Annotated in this window: 13 protein-coding genes; 10 read left to right on the forward strand and 3 right to left on the reverse strand. The window is 63.0% G+C overall.

The window, feature by feature from the left end; all coding sequences use genetic code 11:
- Window positions 1–341 precede the first annotated feature (341 nt).
- From dctP to KG088_RS09570, 6 genes are all read left to right on the forward strand, one after another.
- A complete protein-coding gene (gene dctP / locus KG088_RS09545) occupies window positions 342–1448 on the forward strand; it encodes a TRAP transporter substrate-binding protein DctP (protein ID WP_213825290.1) in 1107 nt (368 codons plus the stop codon).
- A gap of 117 nt (window positions 1449–1565) precedes the next feature.
- Window positions 1566–2069 (forward strand): TRAP transporter small permease subunit, encoded by a 504-nt coding sequence (locus KG088_RS09550; RefSeq protein WP_213825291.1) that lies wholly within the window; start codon window positions 1566–1568, stop codon window positions 2067–2069.
- The gene (locus KG088_RS09555) at window positions 2066–3394 is read left to right on the forward strand and encodes a TRAP transporter large permease (RefSeq protein ID WP_213825292.1); all 1329 of its coding nucleotides are present in this window, start codon (window positions 2066–2068) and stop codon (window positions 3392–3394) included. The genes KG088_RS09550 and KG088_RS09555 overlap by 4 nt, the downstream gene beginning before the upstream one ends.
- A 107-nt stretch (window positions 3395–3501) precedes the next feature.
- On the forward strand, window positions 3502–4812 hold the full coding sequence (hisD, locus tag KG088_RS09560; protein ID WP_213825293.1) for a histidinol dehydrogenase: 1311 nt from the start codon (window positions 3502–3504) through the stop codon (window positions 4810–4812).
- Window positions 4809–5561, forward strand: coding sequence for an SDR family NAD(P)-dependent oxidoreductase (locus tag KG088_RS09565; protein WP_213825294.1), 753 nt, complete (start codon window positions 4809–4811; stop codon window positions 5559–5561). Before hisD ends, KG088_RS09565 begins: the two co-directional genes overlap by 4 nt.
- 258 nt (window positions 5562–5819) lie before the next feature.
- Entirely contained in the window at window positions 5820–7502 is a 1683-nt protein-coding gene (locus KG088_RS09570) for an ABC transporter permease (protein ID WP_213825326.1), read from the forward strand.
- Here the strand turns inward: KG088_RS09570 and KG088_RS09575 are convergent.
- The gene (locus KG088_RS09575; RefSeq protein ID WP_213825295.1) at window positions 7392–8588 is read right to left on the reverse strand and encodes an ABC transporter ATP-binding protein; all 1197 of its coding nucleotides are present in this window, start codon (window positions 8586–8588) and stop codon (window positions 7392–7394) included. The two genes, KG088_RS09570 and KG088_RS09575, sit on opposite strands and share 111 nt — an antisense overlap.
- Before the next feature lie 246 nt (window positions 8589–8834).
- Here KG088_RS09575 and KG088_RS09580 point away from each other — a divergent pair, with 246 nt between their 5' ends.
- Complete coding sequence (locus tag KG088_RS09580) at window positions 8835–9863, forward strand: Fe(3+) ABC transporter substrate-binding protein (protein ID WP_213825296.1); 1029 nt, start codon at window positions 8835–8837, stop codon at window positions 9861–9863.
- Window positions 9864–9961: 98 nt separating this feature from the next.
- Here KG088_RS09580 and polA read toward each other — a convergent pair whose 3' ends face one another.
- Window positions 9962–12742, reverse strand: coding sequence for a DNA polymerase I (gene polA, locus KG088_RS09585; RefSeq protein WP_213825297.1), 2781 nt, complete (start codon window positions 12740–12742; stop codon window positions 9962–9964).
- 169 nt (window positions 12743–12911) lie between these two features.
- Here polA and KG088_RS09590 point away from each other — a divergent pair, with 169 nt between their 5' ends.
- The 3 genes from KG088_RS09590 to speA all read left to right on the forward strand — a co-directional run bounded on the left by KG088_RS09590 (window position 12912) and on the right by speA (window position 16224).
- A complete protein-coding gene (locus KG088_RS09590) occupies window positions 12912–13223 on the forward strand; it encodes a DUF2782 domain-containing protein (RefSeq protein ID WP_213825298.1) in 312 nt (103 codons plus the stop codon).
- A 122-nt stretch (window positions 13224–13345) separates the two neighbouring features.
- Window positions 13346–14305 carry a homoserine kinase gene (locus tag KG088_RS09595; protein WP_213825299.1) on the forward strand — a complete coding sequence of 320 codons (960 nt, stop codon included), beginning with the start codon at window positions 13346–13348 and terminating at the stop codon, window positions 14303–14305.
- A complete protein-coding gene (speA, locus tag KG088_RS09600) occupies window positions 14302–16224 on the forward strand; it encodes a biosynthetic arginine decarboxylase (protein ID WP_213825300.1) in 1923 nt (640 codons plus the stop codon). The genes KG088_RS09595 and speA overlap by 4 nt, the downstream gene beginning before the upstream one ends.
- Before the next feature lie 32 nt (window positions 16225–16256).
- On the opposite strand, the gene KG088_RS09605 is transcribed toward speA, so the two are convergent.
- Window positions 16257–16922, reverse strand: coding sequence for a fumarylacetoacetate hydrolase family protein (locus tag KG088_RS09605; protein ID WP_213825301.1), 666 nt, complete (start codon window positions 16920–16922; stop codon window positions 16257–16259).
- Window positions 16923–17010: the final 88 nt, after the last annotated feature.

The following is a 17010-nucleotide window of genomic DNA, read 5'->3' on the forward strand; positions in this document are numbered from 1 at the left end:
CTTTGGTCTAAAGCAGGCTATCATTTCACGCTAACCATCCTTCCTGCGCTATAGCAAAAACATCAATCAAACGTTTTATCTACTTGATTTATTGATGTAATTATCGAAAAAATCAGTCTTTTGGGTACGACTGCTTACGTTCGGAACCCCATTATCACTGTCGATACTTCCCGCTCACACATGCTAGTTTACCTGCTGTTGTCTGACTGCCTGGACGACTCGACCAGTTTACCGTCAGACGCCTGGCGTCGCGACGGGCTGAGAGTGAGCAGGCGATGGGCAGAACAGACTAAGCACAGCGGATGTTGCGACAAACAGAACAACCCAATGGGGAGCACTACATGAAGACGATGAGCAAGTTCACTCTGACCGGTCTCGCGGCCGGTGTCGCCCTGGCGGCCCTCACTACCTCAACGGCGCAGGCCCAAGAAGAGTGGACCATGACCACCACTTGGCCGGACAACCTCGATCTGATCCAGATTGATCGCCATTGGGTCGAGCTGGTCAACACGCTGGCCGGCGACGAGCTTACGATCAACTTCCGCGCTGGCGGCACCTTGATGCCCGGCACCGAGGTGTTCGATGCCACCGAAACCGGCAGCATCCAGGCCGCTGGCGACTGGCCTGGCTACTGGGCAGGCCTCAGCCCTGCCTTCTCGCCGCTGGCTACCACCACCAGCTTGTTTAATGCCGTCGATTACATCAACTGGATCCATGAGTGGGGCGGCTGGGAGCTCTATCAGGAAGTCTACGGCGAGTACAACATGGTCTACCTGCCGTATGCTGCCCTCAACAACGAATCCGGCTTCATGGGCGGCACGCCGATCGAGAGCCTCGCCGACCTCGAAGGCAAGCGCCTGCGCCTCTCCGGTCGTGACCAAGGCCGCGTGCTGGAAAAACTCGGTGGCTCGCAGGTCACACTGGCCGGCGGCGAGGTCTACCAGGCCATCGAACGTGGTGTTATCGACGCCGGCGAGTTTTCCACACCCGGCGTCGATTACAAGGCAGGCTTCTCCGAAGTCGCCGAGTACTGGTCCGTGCCTGGCTGGCACCAGTCTGCCAGCGTGTTTGGCGTGATGATCAACAAAGATGCCTGGGATGCCCTCTCCGAGGAGACCCAGGAGAAGCTGAAGATCGCCGCTGAGGCCACCATGACCTGGTCGCTGGCCTGGTCCGAGCGAGAGTCCACCGAGGCGACCTTGAAGTTCCAGGAAGACGGCGTTGAGATCAATCAGCTCCCCGACGAGGACCTCGAGCGCATCCAGGAAATCACCAACGAGGTGATTCTGCAAGGCGCCTGCGATGACCCGATGCACGCCAAGGTCTACCACTCCATGGTCAGCTACCTGGAGCACTACGCCAACTGGCGCGACATCTCAGCCCCGTACAACATGAGTCGCACCATGGACAACCTGCCGGACCTCGACGAGCTCGAGGCATGCCTGTAACCCCAGGCCACCCTCCCGGCCCGCCGGGAGTCATGCCTGCATGACGGCCGCCGGCGGGCAACCGCCGGCGGCCTTCGTCCCACTGCGAATCCATTCCGATTCCCGAGATCCTCGACCATGAATGCCATCGCCAAGGCAATCGATACCTTCAACGAGTGGTTCGGGCGGCTCGTCGCCCCGCTGCTCGCCGTGATCACGCTGATCGTGATCTACGATATCTTTATGCGCTTCGTCTTCGGCCGCCCCAGCGACTGGGCCTTCGATGTCACCAAGATGCTCTTTGGTGCCCATTTCATGCTGATGGCGGCTTACGGCCTGCGCCATCACGCCCACGTCGAAGTCGACGTGCTGAAGCGGTTGCTGTCGCGCCGCAAGCAGGCCGTGCTGGATATCATCGGCTACCTGATCTTCTTCGTGCCCTTCATCTGGATGCTGCTGACCTTCGGTTGGGCCTTTTTCTATCGCGCGGTCAGCCGTGGCGAGACCACCTACGGCATGATGGCCATCCCCGTCGCGCCGGTGAAGTCCGTCATCGTCATCGGCGCCGTCTGTCTGACCCTCCAGGCAGTTGCCATCGTCATCCGCGCCGTCAAGCAGCTGCGCGAGGAGGAACACGCATGAGTCCGGAAATGCTTACCCTGTTCATGTTCGGCGGCCTGATGGTCGGCCTGTTCATGGGCCATCCGCTGGCCTTCGTTCTTGGCGGTATCGCCGTAGTGGGAGCCTGGCTGGGCCCTGGCGCCAGTACGCTGGGCATCCTGATCAACAACATCTATGGCAACGCCATGGACAACTACGTGCTGGTGGCCATCCCGCTCTTCATCCTCATGGCGCGATTCCTGAACGATTCGGGAGTCACCGAGAAGATGTTCGAGACCATGCGCTTGCTGCTGGCCAACCTGCGTGGTGGCCTGGCGCTGACCGTTGTCATCGTCTCGGTTCTGCTGGCGGCGACCACCGGCATCGTCGGCGCCTCCATCGCGGTGATGGGCATGATCGCGCTGGTACCAATGCTCAAGTACGGCTACAACAAGGAGCTCAGCACAGGCGTGATCATGGCCAGCGGCTGCCTGGGCATTCTGATCCCACCGAGCATCATGCTGATCTTGATGGCCAGTTACTCGCCGGTTTCGGTGGGGGCCCTGTTCGCCGGCGCGCTGGTGCCGGGGGTAATGCTCGGCGTGATGTATGCGCTCTATGTGCTGATCATCTGTTACATCAAGCCCGCCTACGGGCCGAAAGTGCCAGCCGTGGAACGCGCCGAGACCAGTACCGGTCAGTTGCTGGTCATGCTGGCCAAGTACGTACTGCCGCCCATGAGCCTGATTCTTGGCGTGCTCGGCTCACTGTTCACCGGCATCGCCACCGCGACCGAGGCCTCGGCCATCGGCGTGCTGCTGGCGTTCATCCTGTTCATGATCTTCGGCGACCGCAAGGCCAGCACCTGCTACAACACCCTGATCGACGCCAGCAAGACCACCACCATGGTCATGCTGGTGCTTCTGGGCGCCACCGCCTTTACAGGCGTCTTCTCGATCGGCGGCGGCATGAATGTCATTCATGAGGTAGTGATGGCCATGCCGGGCGGCACCACCGGTGCGTTGATCCTGATGCTCTTCCTGGTGTTCATCCTGGGCATGTTCCTCGACTGGACAGGCATCGTACTTCTGAGCTTCCCGATTATGCTGCCCATCGTCGAGACCATGGGAGTGGATGTATTGTGGTTCGTGGTCATGGTCGCGGTGGTACTGCAGACCTCGTTCCTGACGCCGCCGTTCGGCTATGCGCTCTTCTACCTGAAGGGGGTGGCGCCGCCCGGAGTGGAGATCGTCGATCTCTACAAGGCCGTGATCCCCTTCTGTGCGTTGATCGTGCTGGCCTGCATATTGATGGCTTTCTTCCCGGCCCTGATCACGGGGTTGCCAGCCATCCTGCTGGGTCGCTGATACACTTGATTTAGTGTCTGCGACATCATGGAAACAGAGCAACGCTAGGAGATTGGCTATTATCTCGTGACCCGTTCGGGTCACGACTTCACCACCGGGAGACTCCTATGATCCGTCATCTGAAATCCGGCGCGCCGGCCGACACTCGCGCCGCCGCCGACCGTAAAGTAAGAGAAACCGTCGAGACCACACTCGCCGACATCGAAGCCCGCGGGGACAGCGCCGTTCGAGACCTTTCCGAAAAATTCGACAATTGGTCACCCTCCTCCTTCCGCCTGACCCAGGAGCAGATCGATCAGGCCATGTCCGAGGTATCCGACCGGGATATCGAGGATATCCGTTTCGCCCAGGCGCAGATCCGCCGCTTCGCCGAGGCCCAGCTGGCCTCCATGCAGCCCGTCGAGGTCGAGACTCGTCCCGGGGTGGTGCTCGGGCACAAGCATCTGCCGATCAACTCGGTCGGCTGCTACGTCCCCGGCGGGGTCTATCCCATGGTCGCCTCGGCGCACATGAGCGTGCTTACCGCCAAGGTCGCAGGCGTGAAGCGCGTCGTGGCCGCCGCGCCGCCCTTCAAGGGCAAGCCTCACCCGGCCATCGTCACCGCCATGTACCTCGCCGGCGCCGACGAGATCCTGGTGCTCGGCGGCGTACAGGCCGTCGGCAGCATGGCCATCGGGACCGAGACCATCTCGCCGGTCGACATGCTGGTCGGGCCCGGCAACGCCTTCGTCGCCGAGGCCAAGCGCCAGCTGTTCGGCCGTGTCGGCATCGACCTGTTTGCCGGCCCCACCGAGACCCTGGTGATCGCCGACGACAGTGTCGACGGCCTGCTCTGCGCGACCGACCTGCTCGGCCAGGCCGAACATGGCCCGACCTCCCCCGCGGCTCTGCTGACCAACTCCGAGGCTCTGGCCAAGGACACCCTGGCCGCCATCGACGAGCTGCTCGGCAAGCTCCCCACCGCCGAGATCGCTCGGCAGTCCTGGGAAACCTACGGGGAGATCATCGTCTGCGACAGCCACGAGGAAATGCTGCAGATCGCGGACGAGATGGCCTATGAGCATGTTCAGGTCATGACCGAGGACCCGGAGCGCTACCTCGAGCAGCTCACCAACTACGGCGCGCTCTTTCTCGGACCGCGCACCAACGTGGCGTTCGGTGACAAGGTGATCGGCACCAATCACACCCTGCCTACCAAGAAGGCGGCGCGCTATACAGGTGGCCTGTGGGTCGGCAAGTTCCTCAAGACCTGCACCTACCAGCGCGTGCTGACCGATGAAGCCTCCGCCGAGATCGGCAGTTACTGCTCGCGCCTGTGCGCGCTGGAAGGCTTCTTCGGGCATGGCGAACAAGCCAACGAGCGCGTGCGCCGCTACGGCAAGCGTGACGTTCCCTATGCCTCGGCGGTCGATGCATGAACCTGCCGAATCCCCCGAGCCTGCGCCTGGACGGGCGCAGGGCTCTCGTCACCGGGGCCAGCCAGGGCATTGGGCTGGCGGCCGCCTGCGCGCTGGCCCACGCCGGCGCCGAGGTCACGCTGGTGGCCCGTCATCGCCAGCGCCTGGACGAGGTCGTCGCGGCGCTGGGTGCCGCCGGCCTTTCCGCCGAGGCGCTGGCGCTGGATGTCAACGACCGCGCCGCCGTGCGCGAGGCACTCGACGGACGAGGCTTCGATATCCTGGTCAACAATGCCGGCACCAATCGTCCCAAGCCGATCGACGAGGTCGATGACGAGGACTATGCCGCGGTGATGGACCTGAACGTGCGCGCCACTTACTTCGTCACCCAGGTGGTGCTCGAGCGGATGCCGGCAGGTGGTAGCGTGATCAACGTGTCGTCGCAGATGGGCCATGTGGGCGCGGCCAACCGCAGCCTCTATTGCGCGTCCAAATCGGCGGTGGAAGGCATGACCCGCGCCATGGCGGTGGAGCTTGGCCCCCGTGGCATCCGCGTCAACACGCTCTGCCCGACGTTCATCGAAACCCCCATGACTCGCCCCTACTTTGCGCAGCCCGGCTTTCGGGACGCCGTGCTGGCCAAGATTCCGCTGGGGCGGCTCGGCCAGATCGAGGACATCATGGGTCCAGTGGTCTTCCTTGCCTCACCGGCGGCTGCCATGGTCACGGGCAGTGCGCTGATGGTGGACGGCGGCTGGACGGCGCACTGAGGCGACCGCATCTCTCACCGCCAAATGTTCCAACCACGATTCTACCCGCCTCCCCATCTCTCGCTACGCCACCTCACCCACCTGGCAAACAACCGGCGCGCTTCGATGGTGACCGGAGAAGCGCGGCGGGTACCCGGGTAGCTGCAGCCACCGGCACTAACTGATAATATTTGCAGTCGTCAGTGTTTCGCATTGACGGCCTCTCGATCCGGCATTCGCAAGGAGTCCCGCTTGTCCATTCCTGCCAGCGTTCGCCTGATGGCTCTGTCGCGCCGCATCACGCATCATTTCAGTGCCTGGACCTTGCTGATACTGCTGATTGCCCTGATCGTCGCGTTACCGGTGCTGGTGATTCTCTTTCATGTCTTTCTACCGACCGAGGGCGTCTGGTCGCATCTCGCCAGCACCGTGCTCGGCCGCTACCTGAGCAATACCCTGTTCCTTGCCGTCACGGTGGGTATCGGCACGCTGGTGATCGGCACCGGCACGGCGTGGCTGGTGGTGATGTGCCGCTTTCCGGGCAAGCGTCTCTTCGAGTGGGCGCTACTGCTGCCGCTGGCCGTGCCGACCTATGTGATCGCCTATGCCTACACGGATTTCCTGCAGGTTGCCGGCCCACTTCAGAGCTGGTTGCGCGAGGTGATGGGCTGGAGCTTCGGTGACTACTACTTTCCCGACATCCGCTCGCTGGGTGGCGCCGCGACCCTGATCACCATGGTGCTGTATCCGTATGTCTACCTGCTCGCGCGCGCGTCCTTTCTGGAGCAGTCGGTGTGCATGCTGGATGTCGGCCGCACCCTGGGCCGAGGGCCCTGGCGTCTGTTCTTCACCGTCGCCGTCCCCTTGGCTCGACCGGCACTGGTCGGTGGGGTCTCGCTGGCGCTCATGGAAACGCTCAATGAATTCGGCGCAGTCCAGTTCTTCGGCGTCGATACCTTCACCACTGGGATCTATCGCACCTGGTTCGGCATGGGCGAACAGGTCGCGGCTGCCCAACTCGCGGCGTGCCTGCTGATCTTTGTCATTGCCCTGGTGCTTCTGGAGCGCTGGACGCGGGGCAAGCGGGAATACTTCCATACCTCAAGCCGCTACCAGCAGCTGCCCGAATACCGGCTACGCGGCTGGCGGGCTTTCGGCGCTTTTGCGGCCTGCCTGCTGCCGGTATTGATCGGCTTTCTTATTCCCAGCGGCTTGCTCGCGCATCTTGCCATTCAGCAGGGCGATTCGCTGCTCGGGGTGCGGTTTCTTGAGTTCGCCGGCAATAGTCTGGTACTGGCGACCATCGCCTCGTTGATCGCCGTCGCCATGGCCGTGCTGCTCAGCTATGGCGTCCGGCTCGATTCAAGCCCGCTCACACGCAATGCCACGCGGATCGCCTCGCTTGGCTATGCCATTCCCGGTTCGGTGGTCGCGGTGGGCATTCTGATCCCTTTCGCCTGGCTGGACGACACCCTGAACCGCTGGCTGCAAGCGAATTACGACGTGATAGCCGGGCTGATATTCAGCGGCTCGGCCTTCATATTGATCTACGCGTACGTGGTGCGTTTTCTGGCGGTGTCATTCAATGCAGTCGAGGCGAGCCTCGGCAAGGTGACGCCGAGCATGGATGCCGCCGCCCGCACCCTGGGACAGAGCGCCGGCGGCACGCTACGGCGGGTTCACACCCCCATCATGCGCGGCAGCCTGCTGGCCGCGGGAATACTGGTATTCGTGGACGTCATGAAGGAGTTGCCGGCGACCATCATCCTGCGCCCCTTCAACTTCGACACCCTGGCGGTCAGGGCCCATAACCTCGCCTCGGACGAGCGTCTCGCCGAGGCGTCGACGTCGTCACTGGCGATCGTCGTAGTGGGCATTCTCCCGGTCATCCTGCTTAGCATCGCCATGCGCAAGTCCCGCCCCGGTCACACAGCGGCCGGTCGGAAAGACGAACACCTGTGAGGTGTCGAGGTGAATATCCACCTGTTGGCCTTCCGCGGGCAGGAAGACCCCGGGGATTCGGGCGTGAAGGTGCGCCTCGCGCCCGTCTTCCCCATGAGCGCAGAGGTGCAGCAGGCTGCTGCGCCCAAGCAGCTTGGCCATCACGATATGGCTGTGGGTATGGCGTGAGGCGGGCAGGTCGTGGCGTTCGGTGACCCGCAACGCTTCGGGGCGAATCAACACCTGCACTGTTTCGCCTTCCGGTAGCCAGTCAGCCTCGACCTTGCCCACCGGGGTGACAACCTGGCCGCCCGACACGACGCCGTCCAGCTGATTGACCTCACCGAAGAACGTCACGACGAAGGGATCGCGGGGGGAGCAGTAGAGCTCCTTGGGGGTGCCGGTCTGCACGATGGCCCCGTCTCGCATCAAGGCGATGCGGTCGGCCATGAACATCGCCTCTTCCGGATCGTGGGTGACCAGCAGCGCCCCGGCACCGACCTGCTTGAGCACGTGAAGCGTATCGTCGCGGATACGGTCACGCAGCCGCGCGTCCAGGCTGGAGAACGGCTCATCGAGCAGCATCAGGGCCGGCGCCGGTGCCAGTGCGCGTGCCAGCGCCACCCGCTGCTGCTGCCCGCCCGAGAGAGTGTGCGGATAAGCCTCGGCGTATCCCGCAATGCCCAGTTGCTTGAGCAGCCCCATTGCGCGTGCGGTGCGCTCTTCGCCGGACAGCCGTTTGAGGCCGAAGGTCACGTTCTGCAACACGCTCAAGTGGGGAAATAATGCCGAGTCCTGGAACGCCAGTCCGACGTTACGTTTCTCGGGCGGCAGGTGACGCTTGCGGGATTCGGCGATCGTCTGCCCGTTGAGGGATACCCGCCCCTGCTGAAGGGTCTCGAGGCCGGCGGCGATTCGCAACAAGGTAGTCTTGCCACAACCCGAGGGTCCCAACAGACAGACAACCTCACCGGGCGCGACATGCAGATCGATGCCCTTGACGGCGGGCAGGCCATCGAACGAGTGCCGCACCCCCTCCATGGTCAGTACATTCGCCTCGGACCTGGACGTATTGTCGACTGGCGCAAGATTCAGTTTGCTGGTCATAGGCTAAACACGCTCATCGCACGATAAGAACTGCCCTCCTATCATACCCGTAATCGGCGGCGAATGCGTTTCGGATTGAATCGCATTCGACGTTGGTGATTCTGCCACCTGAAGGAAACTACATGCACGCTGTCGAGACCGCCAAGGCTTGACGGCGAGTCGCCGAGGCGCTTCAATAGCGAGGGAGAGAATGCTAAACATTATCGTTATGTTTCATTGGTTGTTTCCGTACCAACGAGGTCACACATGAAGAACCACTTCCGTCTCGCTCTTCCCGCGGCAGCCATCCTTGCTGGCTCAGCCGTCGCCGGTCAAGCGCTCGCCAACGAGGTCAACATCTACTCGGCGCGCCACTACGATTCCGACGAGCAGCTCTATGAAGCGTTCACGGAAAAGACCGGCATCGAAGTCAATGTCCTTGAAGGCGACTCCGACCAGCTCATCGAGCGTATCCAGCGCGAGGGCGTGGCGAGCCCAGCCGATGTCATGCTGACCGTCGATGCCGGACGTCTATGGCGGGCGGAGCAAGAAGGCATCTTCCAGGGCGTCGACTCCGAGGTGCTTGCCGAGCGCCTGCCGGAGGCCATGCGCCATCCTGAGGGCGAGTGGTTCGGCTTCAGCCAGCGAGTGCGGGCCATCTACTACAACCGCGAGAACGCCGATCCCGACGAGGTCGAGCGCTACGAGGATCTCGCGTCATCGGAGCTTGAGGGTAGTGTCTGCATTCGCTCATCGAGCAACATCTATAACCAGTCCCTACTGGCCTCGATGATCGGCCACCACGGCGAGGAGGAAGCCGAGGCGTGGGCGAAGGGCGTGGTCGACAATCTTGCACGCCAGCCAGAAGGTGGCGATACCGACCAGATTCTCGGCGTCGCCAGCGGCGAATGTGATTTCGCCGTTGCTAACCATTACTACTTTGTGAGGCTGCTCAAGTCCGACGATGACAGCGAGCGCGAGGCGGCGCGCAAGGTCGGTATCATCTTCCCCAACCAGGATGATCGCGGTGCTCACGTCAACGTTGGCGGCGCAGGTGTCGTGGAAGGTGCCCCCAACCGCGAGAACGCCATTCAGTTTCTCGAGTTCCTGGCCTCTAATGAAGCGCAGGAGCACTTCGCCGCTGGTAATAACGAGTTCCCGGTGGTGAGTGGCGTGAAGAAGGATCCGGTGCTGGAATCCTGGGGCAACTTCAAGATGGATGATCTCAACATCAGCGTGCTCGGCGAGCATAACCCCGAGGCGATTCGTATCTTCGATCGCGTCGGCTGGCGCTAAGCCCTACCCCGCAAAGGGGTAGTAAAGCGTCGCAATAACGAGGCCCACGGCAATGCCGTGGGCCTCTGCTCTAGCTTCTTTTGTCTTATCCCAAGGCCTCAATGCGCCTCGTCCCAGTTCACACCGCTCTCGGCTTCCACGGTCAACGGCACGCTGAGCTCGGCGGCGGCCTGCATGCGGGCCTTCACCTTGGCGATGAAATCCTTGACCTGGGCTTCCTTGACCTCGAAGACCAGCTCGTCGTGTACCTGCATCACCATGACCGCATCGAAGTCCTCGCCACCCAGCCATGCGTCGACGTCGATCATCGCGCGCTTGATGATGTCCGCCGCCGTCCCCTGCATGGGGGCGTTGATGGCGGTTCGCTCGGCACCCTGGCGACGGGCGTGGTTCTGGGAGCGAATCTCCGGCAGGTGCAGGCGGCGTCCAAACACCGTCTCGACATAACCATCCTCGGCGGCCTGGGCGCGGATACGCTCCATGTAGCGGGCCACCCCGGGGTAGCGGTCGAAATAGCGATCGATATAGGTCTGAGCCTGGCGACGCTCGATCGTCAGCTGGCGACCGAGCCCCCAGGCGCTCATGCCGTAGATGAGCCCGAAGTTAATTGCCTTGGCGCTGCGCCGTTGGTCGTGGGAGACCTTCTCCAGCGGCACGCCGAACACCTCGGCTGCCGTGGCGGCGTGAATATCGCGGCCCTCGGCGAAAGCGTCGAGCAGGCCCTTGTCCTCGGAGAGGTGCGCCATGATGCGCAGCTCGATCTGCGAGTAGTCGGCCGCGACGATGCAGTATCCGGGCCTGGCCACGAAGGCTTGGCGGATGCGTCGCCCTTCCAGGGTGCGGATAGGGATGTTCTGCAGGTTGGGATCGGAGGAGGACAAACGCCCGGTGGCGGTGACTGCCTGGTGATAGCTGGTATGCAGCCGCCCGGTCGCCTTGTTGACCAGCCGCGGCAGCTTGTCGGTGTAGGTGGATTTCAGCTTGGAAAGTCCGCGGTGCTCCATGATCACCTTGGGCAGGGGGTAGTCCAGCGCCAGCTCCTCGAGCACCGCCTCAGCAGTAGAAGGCGCGCCCTTGGGCGTCTTCTTGATCACCGGGATCTTCTGCTCCTCGAACAGGATCTGGCCGAGCTGCTTGGGCGAGCCGAGGTTGAACTCGCGACCGGCGAGCTCGAACGCCTGACCCTCTAACTCGCGGATACGTGTCGCCAGCTCCTGGCTCTGGGCATGCAGGCGTTCGGGGTCCAGCGCCACGCCGGTGCGCTCCATGCGCGACAGCACCGGCACCAGCGGCAGCTCGATCTCCTCGAGCACACTCGCCAGCCGCCCCTCGGCGGCCAGGCGCGGGCGCAGCGCATGATGTAGCCGCAGGGTGATGTCGACGTCCTCGCAGGCATAGGGGGCGGCCTGCTCCAGGGCGATCTGGTTGAAGGTCAGCTGCTTGGTCCCCTTGCCCGCGAACTCCTCGAAGCTCACCGTCTTCTCGCCAAGGTACTTGAGCGCCAGCGAATCCATATCATGGCGGGTGGCCGTGGAGTCGAGCACGTAGGATTCGAGCATGGTGTCTTCCAGCGGCCCTGCGACTTCGATGTCGTAACGGGCGAGTACCGAGATGTCGTACTTGAGGTTCTGACCGATCTTGGTCTTGGCGCCATCCGTCCAGAGCGGCCGCAGGGCCTCGAGCACCGCGTGACGGTCGAGCTGTTCGGGCGCGTCGAGATAATCGTGCGCGAGCGGGATATAGGCCGCCTCGCCCGGGTCGAGGGACAACCCGATGCCGACGATATCGGCCTCCATATAGTTCAGGCTTGTCGTCTCGAGATCGAAGCAGAAGGCCTCGCTCGCGGCCAGGCGCTTGAGCCAGGCATCAAACGCTGGCTGATCGAGGACCATGTGATCCTCGCGGTCGACGCGGCCACCAGGCGCATCCTCGCCCGGCTCGCTCTGTTGAGCGCTGGCCGGAACGGGTGTGCCGGCCGGGACATCGTCGACCCCTTCGTCCTTGCCTTCGAGCAGCTCAGCGAGCCAGGCCTTGAACTCCAGGTCGCGGTAAAGCTCGAACAGCGCCTGGCGGTCGGGGTGGGCGATGTCGAGGTCATCAAGCCCCACCGGCAGGTCACAGTCGGTCTTGATGGTGGCGAGCTGATAGGACAGGAACGCCTGCTCGCGGTGCTCTTCGAGCTTCTTCACCAGGGTCTTGGCGCCGCGTATCTCGAGTGTCTTGATCCTTTCCAGATCAGCGTAGAGCGTCTCGAGACCGCCCTGCATGCCTTTCAGCAGTCCCAGCGCTGTCTTCTCCCCGATGCCCGGCACGCCGGGGATGTTGTCGACCTTGTCGCCCATCAGCGCCAGAAAGTCGATGATCAGCGAGGGTGGCAGGCCGAACTTGGCCTCGACGCCCGACGCATCGAGCGTTTCGTCCTTCATGGTATTCACCAGGGTGATGTGCGCATTGACCAGCTGCGCCATGTCCTTGTCACCGGTGGAGATCACGGCATCGCGGCCCGCCTCGGTCGCCTGCCTCGCCAGGGTGCCGATGACGTCGTCGGCCTCCACGCCCTCGATACACAGTAGTGGCAACCCTAACGCCCGCACACAGTCATGTAGCGGCGTCACCTGGGAGCGCAGGTCGTCGGGCATCGGCGGCCGGTGCGCCTTGTACTGCTCGAAGAGCGCATCGCGAAAGGTCTTGCCCTTGGCGTCGAAGACTACCGCCATAGGGCTGTCGGGGTAATCCTTGATCAAGCGCTTGAGCATGTTGATCACCCCCTTGATGGCCCCCGTAGGCTGACCCTTCGAGGTGGCCAGTGGTGGCAAGGCATGGAAGGCGCGATAGAGGTAGGAGGAACCGTCGACGAGAACGATGGGGGTGTCGGCCATGAATCGGCATCCGTTGATCTTGAACAGGGAATCGGGAACGCAGCGGTCCCATGATACCCGCAGCGGCAGTCTTTTGCCGTCCCGGTGTGTGCCAGCGGACCACAACGTCATACACTGCAGACATCCCACGCAGGGAAATCGACGCCGCCCAGCGGCGCAGGAGGTCAACATGAAGCGATATTCTCACCTTGCCCCGGATGTTCTCGTTCCGGTTCTCGCCATGGTGCTAGCGTTGGGGGTTACGGCCTCGTCGACGGCACTGGCGCAATCCTCCACCGATGTCACACCTGACATCACCATCCGTCAGGAGGACGACCGGACCATTCGCGAGTATCGGGTCAATGGCGAGCTCTACGCGATCGAGATCAGGCCCTCCCGTGGTCCTTCCTACTACCTGGTGGACCATGACGGCGACGGTAACTTTGAACGCCAGGATGGCGATCGCCTTGCCGTGCCCCAATGGGTCCTCAAGGAATTTTGAGCCCATCCACGCCAGCGTAGCTCCGCATGCCTCGGCCCGAGGCGACAGACCATCGGCCGATCACGTGCATCATGTCGCCAAGTCGCTACAATGGGCGGCTTGTCAACCCGGGCGAGAGAGACATGGCCGTATTCACACCGCTTACCGAGACCCAGGTCGAGGCGCTCCTGAGCCGCTTCGATGCCGGTTCGCTGGTCTCCCTGGAAGGCGTCGCTGCCGGCACGGAGAACACCACCTTCTTCGTTACCACCGACCGACGTGAACTGGTCCTGACGCTCTTCGAGCAAGGCGCGTTCGATGAGCTACCCTTCTTCGTCGACCTGCTCGACTACTTGGACGAACATCGCCTGCCGGTCCCCGGGCCGCTGCATGACCGCGATGGCGTGGCATTGCATCGTCTCGCCGACAAGCCGGCGCTGCTCTTCCCCCGGCTTCCCGGCAAGCACCCGCACGACCCCAACCTGACGCAGTGCCGTGCCTTGGGCGACACCCTGGGGCGCATGCATCAGGTCTCGCAGCACTTTACCGGCCATCGGCCCAACCCACGCGATCTGCACTGGCTGCTGCCAATGCATCACAAGGTGCTGGTCTACCTGTCGCCGGACGACCAGGCCTTGATGAAAGACGAAGTGGAAACCTACCAGGGGGTGTTTGGCGCGAGGCTCGAGCTGCCCGAAGGCGCCCTGCACGGCGATCTGTTCCGCGACAACACCCTGTTCGATGGCGACCGCCTGGGCGGGCTGATTGATTTCTACAACGGCTGCACCGGTGACCTGCTGTTCGATCTGGCCATCGTCATCAACGATTGGGCTACCGAGCCCGACGGCCGGCTCAATGCCGAGCGCCACGATGCCATTCTCGAGGCGTATATGGCCCGCCGCCCGCTCTCCGACGCCGAGCGCGAAGTGTGGCCGATGATGCTGCGCATGACGGCGCTGCGTTACTGGCTGTCGCGCCTGCTGGTGATCTACGTCGACCCCCCGGCCCACGACCTGACACCCCATGACCCCGAGCAGTTTCGCACCATCCTGCTCGCCAGACTGCAGCACGGCGCCCTGCCGCTACCCGAGGACGCAACATGAGCCAGACCACCGGCAACCAAGGCGAAACATCGCTACGCGCGCGACGCACCTGGAACATCGATCAATGGGGCAGCGGCTACTTCGATGTCGACGACGGGGGTCATGCCCTGGTGCGGCCGCTGGGTAACGAGGTCGAAGGGCCATCATTACCACTGGATGGCCTGGCTGCCCAGTTACGCGAGGCGGGCCTGCGCCTGCCGGTGCTGGTGCGCTTCACCGATATTCTCCATGACCGCGTCGAGCAGCTGTGTGTGGCCTTCGATACGGCCATGCACGAGGAGGCCTTTACCGGTGGCTATACCGCCGTCTATCCGATCAAGGTCAACCAGCAGCGCCGCGTCGTCGAAGAGATCCTGTCGACTCACGAGCGCGGCCGCGGCCGTGTTGGGCTGGAGGCCGGCAGCAAACCGGAACTGCTCGCCGTGCTGGCTCTCTCGGCTGACGGGCCCTCGCTGATCGTCTGCAACGGCTACAAGGACCGCGAGTACATTCGCCTGGCGCTGATGGGCGAAAAACTCGGCCATCGGGTCTATCTGGTGGTGGAAAAGCTCTCGGAGCTGCCGCTGATTCTGGACGAGGCCGCACAACTCGGTGTCACGCCACGCATCGGCATTCGCGCCCGGCTTGCCTCGGTGGGGCGTGGCCGGTGGCAGAACACCGGCGGCGAGAAGTCCAAGTTCGGCCTCACCGCCGGTCAGATCCTGCTCGTAGTCGAGCAGCTGCGCGAGGCGGATGCTCTTGCCAGCCTGCAACTGGTGCACTTTCATCTGGGCTCGCAGATCGCCAATATCCGCGACATCCAGCGCGGCCTGCGCGAGTGTGCCCGTTTCTACCAGAGCCTGGTGGCACTGGGCGCGCTGGTGGATACCGTGGACGTGGGTGGCGGCCTGGGGATCGACTACGAAGGCACTCGTTCGCGCAGTTTCTGCTCAGCCAATTACTCAATGCTCGAATATGCCCGCAATGTGGTCAGCGCGTTCGCCCAAGCCTGCCAAGAGCTGGCGCTGCCGCCGCCCCACCTAATCAGCGAGTCCGGGCGCGCGCTCACCGCCCATCATGCGGTGCTGATCACCAACGTGATTGGCGAGGAGCGGGTGAGCGAGCAGGCCCCCCAGCGACGGGTGGAGGGCGACCCGCAGGTCAATGAGTTGTGGCGGGTGCACGATGAGCTGCACACCATGCGCGAGCCTCGCGGCCTGGTAGAGGCCTGGCACGACCTGGCGCATGCAATGAGCGAACTGCACGAGCGCTTCGTCATCGGTATCGCCGATATCCTGGCCCGGGCAGAGGGCGAAGGCGTCTACTTCGCCGCCTGCGCGAGGTTGCGCGGACAGCTCGACACCCGCAACCGGGCCCACCGAGAGATCGCTGACGAACTGGCCGAGAAGCTCGCCGACAAGCTGTTCGTCAACTTTTCGTTGTTCCAGTCGGTTCCCGACGTATGGGGGATCCAGCAGATCTTTCCGGTACTGCCACTGTCGGGGCTGAACCGCGAGCCCACGCGCCGCGCGGTGATCCAGGACATCACCTGCGATTCCGACGGTCGCATCGATGGCTACGTCGACGGTCAAGGGGTCGAGACGACCCTGCCGCTGCCGGAATGGCAGGAGGACGAAGAAAAGCTGCTGGGCTTCTTCCTGGTCGGTGCCTACCAAGAAATTCTTGGCGACCTGCACAACCTGTTTGGAGATACCGATTCGGTGGATGCTGCCCTGGACGAAGCCGGCCACTGGGCGCTGGGCCATAGTCAGCAGGGCGACCGCGTCACCGACGTGCTCGGCTACGTCAATTTCGATGCCGAGGTGCTGCGCACCCGCCTCGCCGATCAGCTCGCCGCGAGCCAGCTGAGCGAGGCTGAGCAGCAGCGCTTTCTTGATGATCTTTCCGCAGGCCTCGAGGGCTATACCTATCTCGAGTAGCCCGATTTACTAGCCTGCTCGACCAGCCTGAATCAATCCACGACGCGGGTGTTGACCTCAAATCCGCCTGTCAGGGTAAAACGTAGCCGCGAACCACGCTCCAGCGGCCCAACCCCGGCAGGCGTGCCGGTCAGCACGACATCACCCGGTTGGAGCGTGAAATGACGGCTCATTTCGGCGACCAGCGTCGAGACAGGGAACAGCATGTCGGCGCCTTCGCCTTTCTGACGCGGCTCTCCGTCGACCTCCAGTGTAAAGGAGATCGCACTCCAGTTGGGCACTTGGGCGAGGGGCAGAAACGCCGACAGCGGACAGGCGCCATCGAAGGACTTGGCGATCTCCCACGGATGCCCCTTTTCCTTCAATCGCGATTGGACATCGCGAAGCGTGAGATCCAACGCCAGGCCGATACCCGCGATCGCACGCTCGGCCTCGTCCGACGTAGCATCCGAGAGTTCCTTACCGATCAGCAGGGCCAGTTCCGTCTCGTAATGCACTTCGCCGCGCGAGAATGGCGCATCGATCGGCCGCTCCAAGGGTACCGCAGTGGTTGCCGGTTTGATGAAGAGAAGCGGCTCACTGGGCACAGGGTTATCCAGCTCACGGGCATGATCGGCATAGTTGCGGCCGACACAAACAATCTTGCCGAGCGCTTCGGGAAACGCCTGGCCATCGGTGAAACGAGGTACAAAGCGCATCTGGCGTCTTCTCCTTCTCATTTATACGTGCCGCCGGGCGACGGTTTCACAGTCTACCCCACCAGCTTAGCGGGTCCAGCTTCGACAA

The organism is Halomonas jincaotanensis (assembly GCF_018448785.1).
GTDB lineage: Bacteria > Pseudomonadota > Gammaproteobacteria > Pseudomonadales > Halomonadaceae > Halomonas > Halomonas jincaotanensis.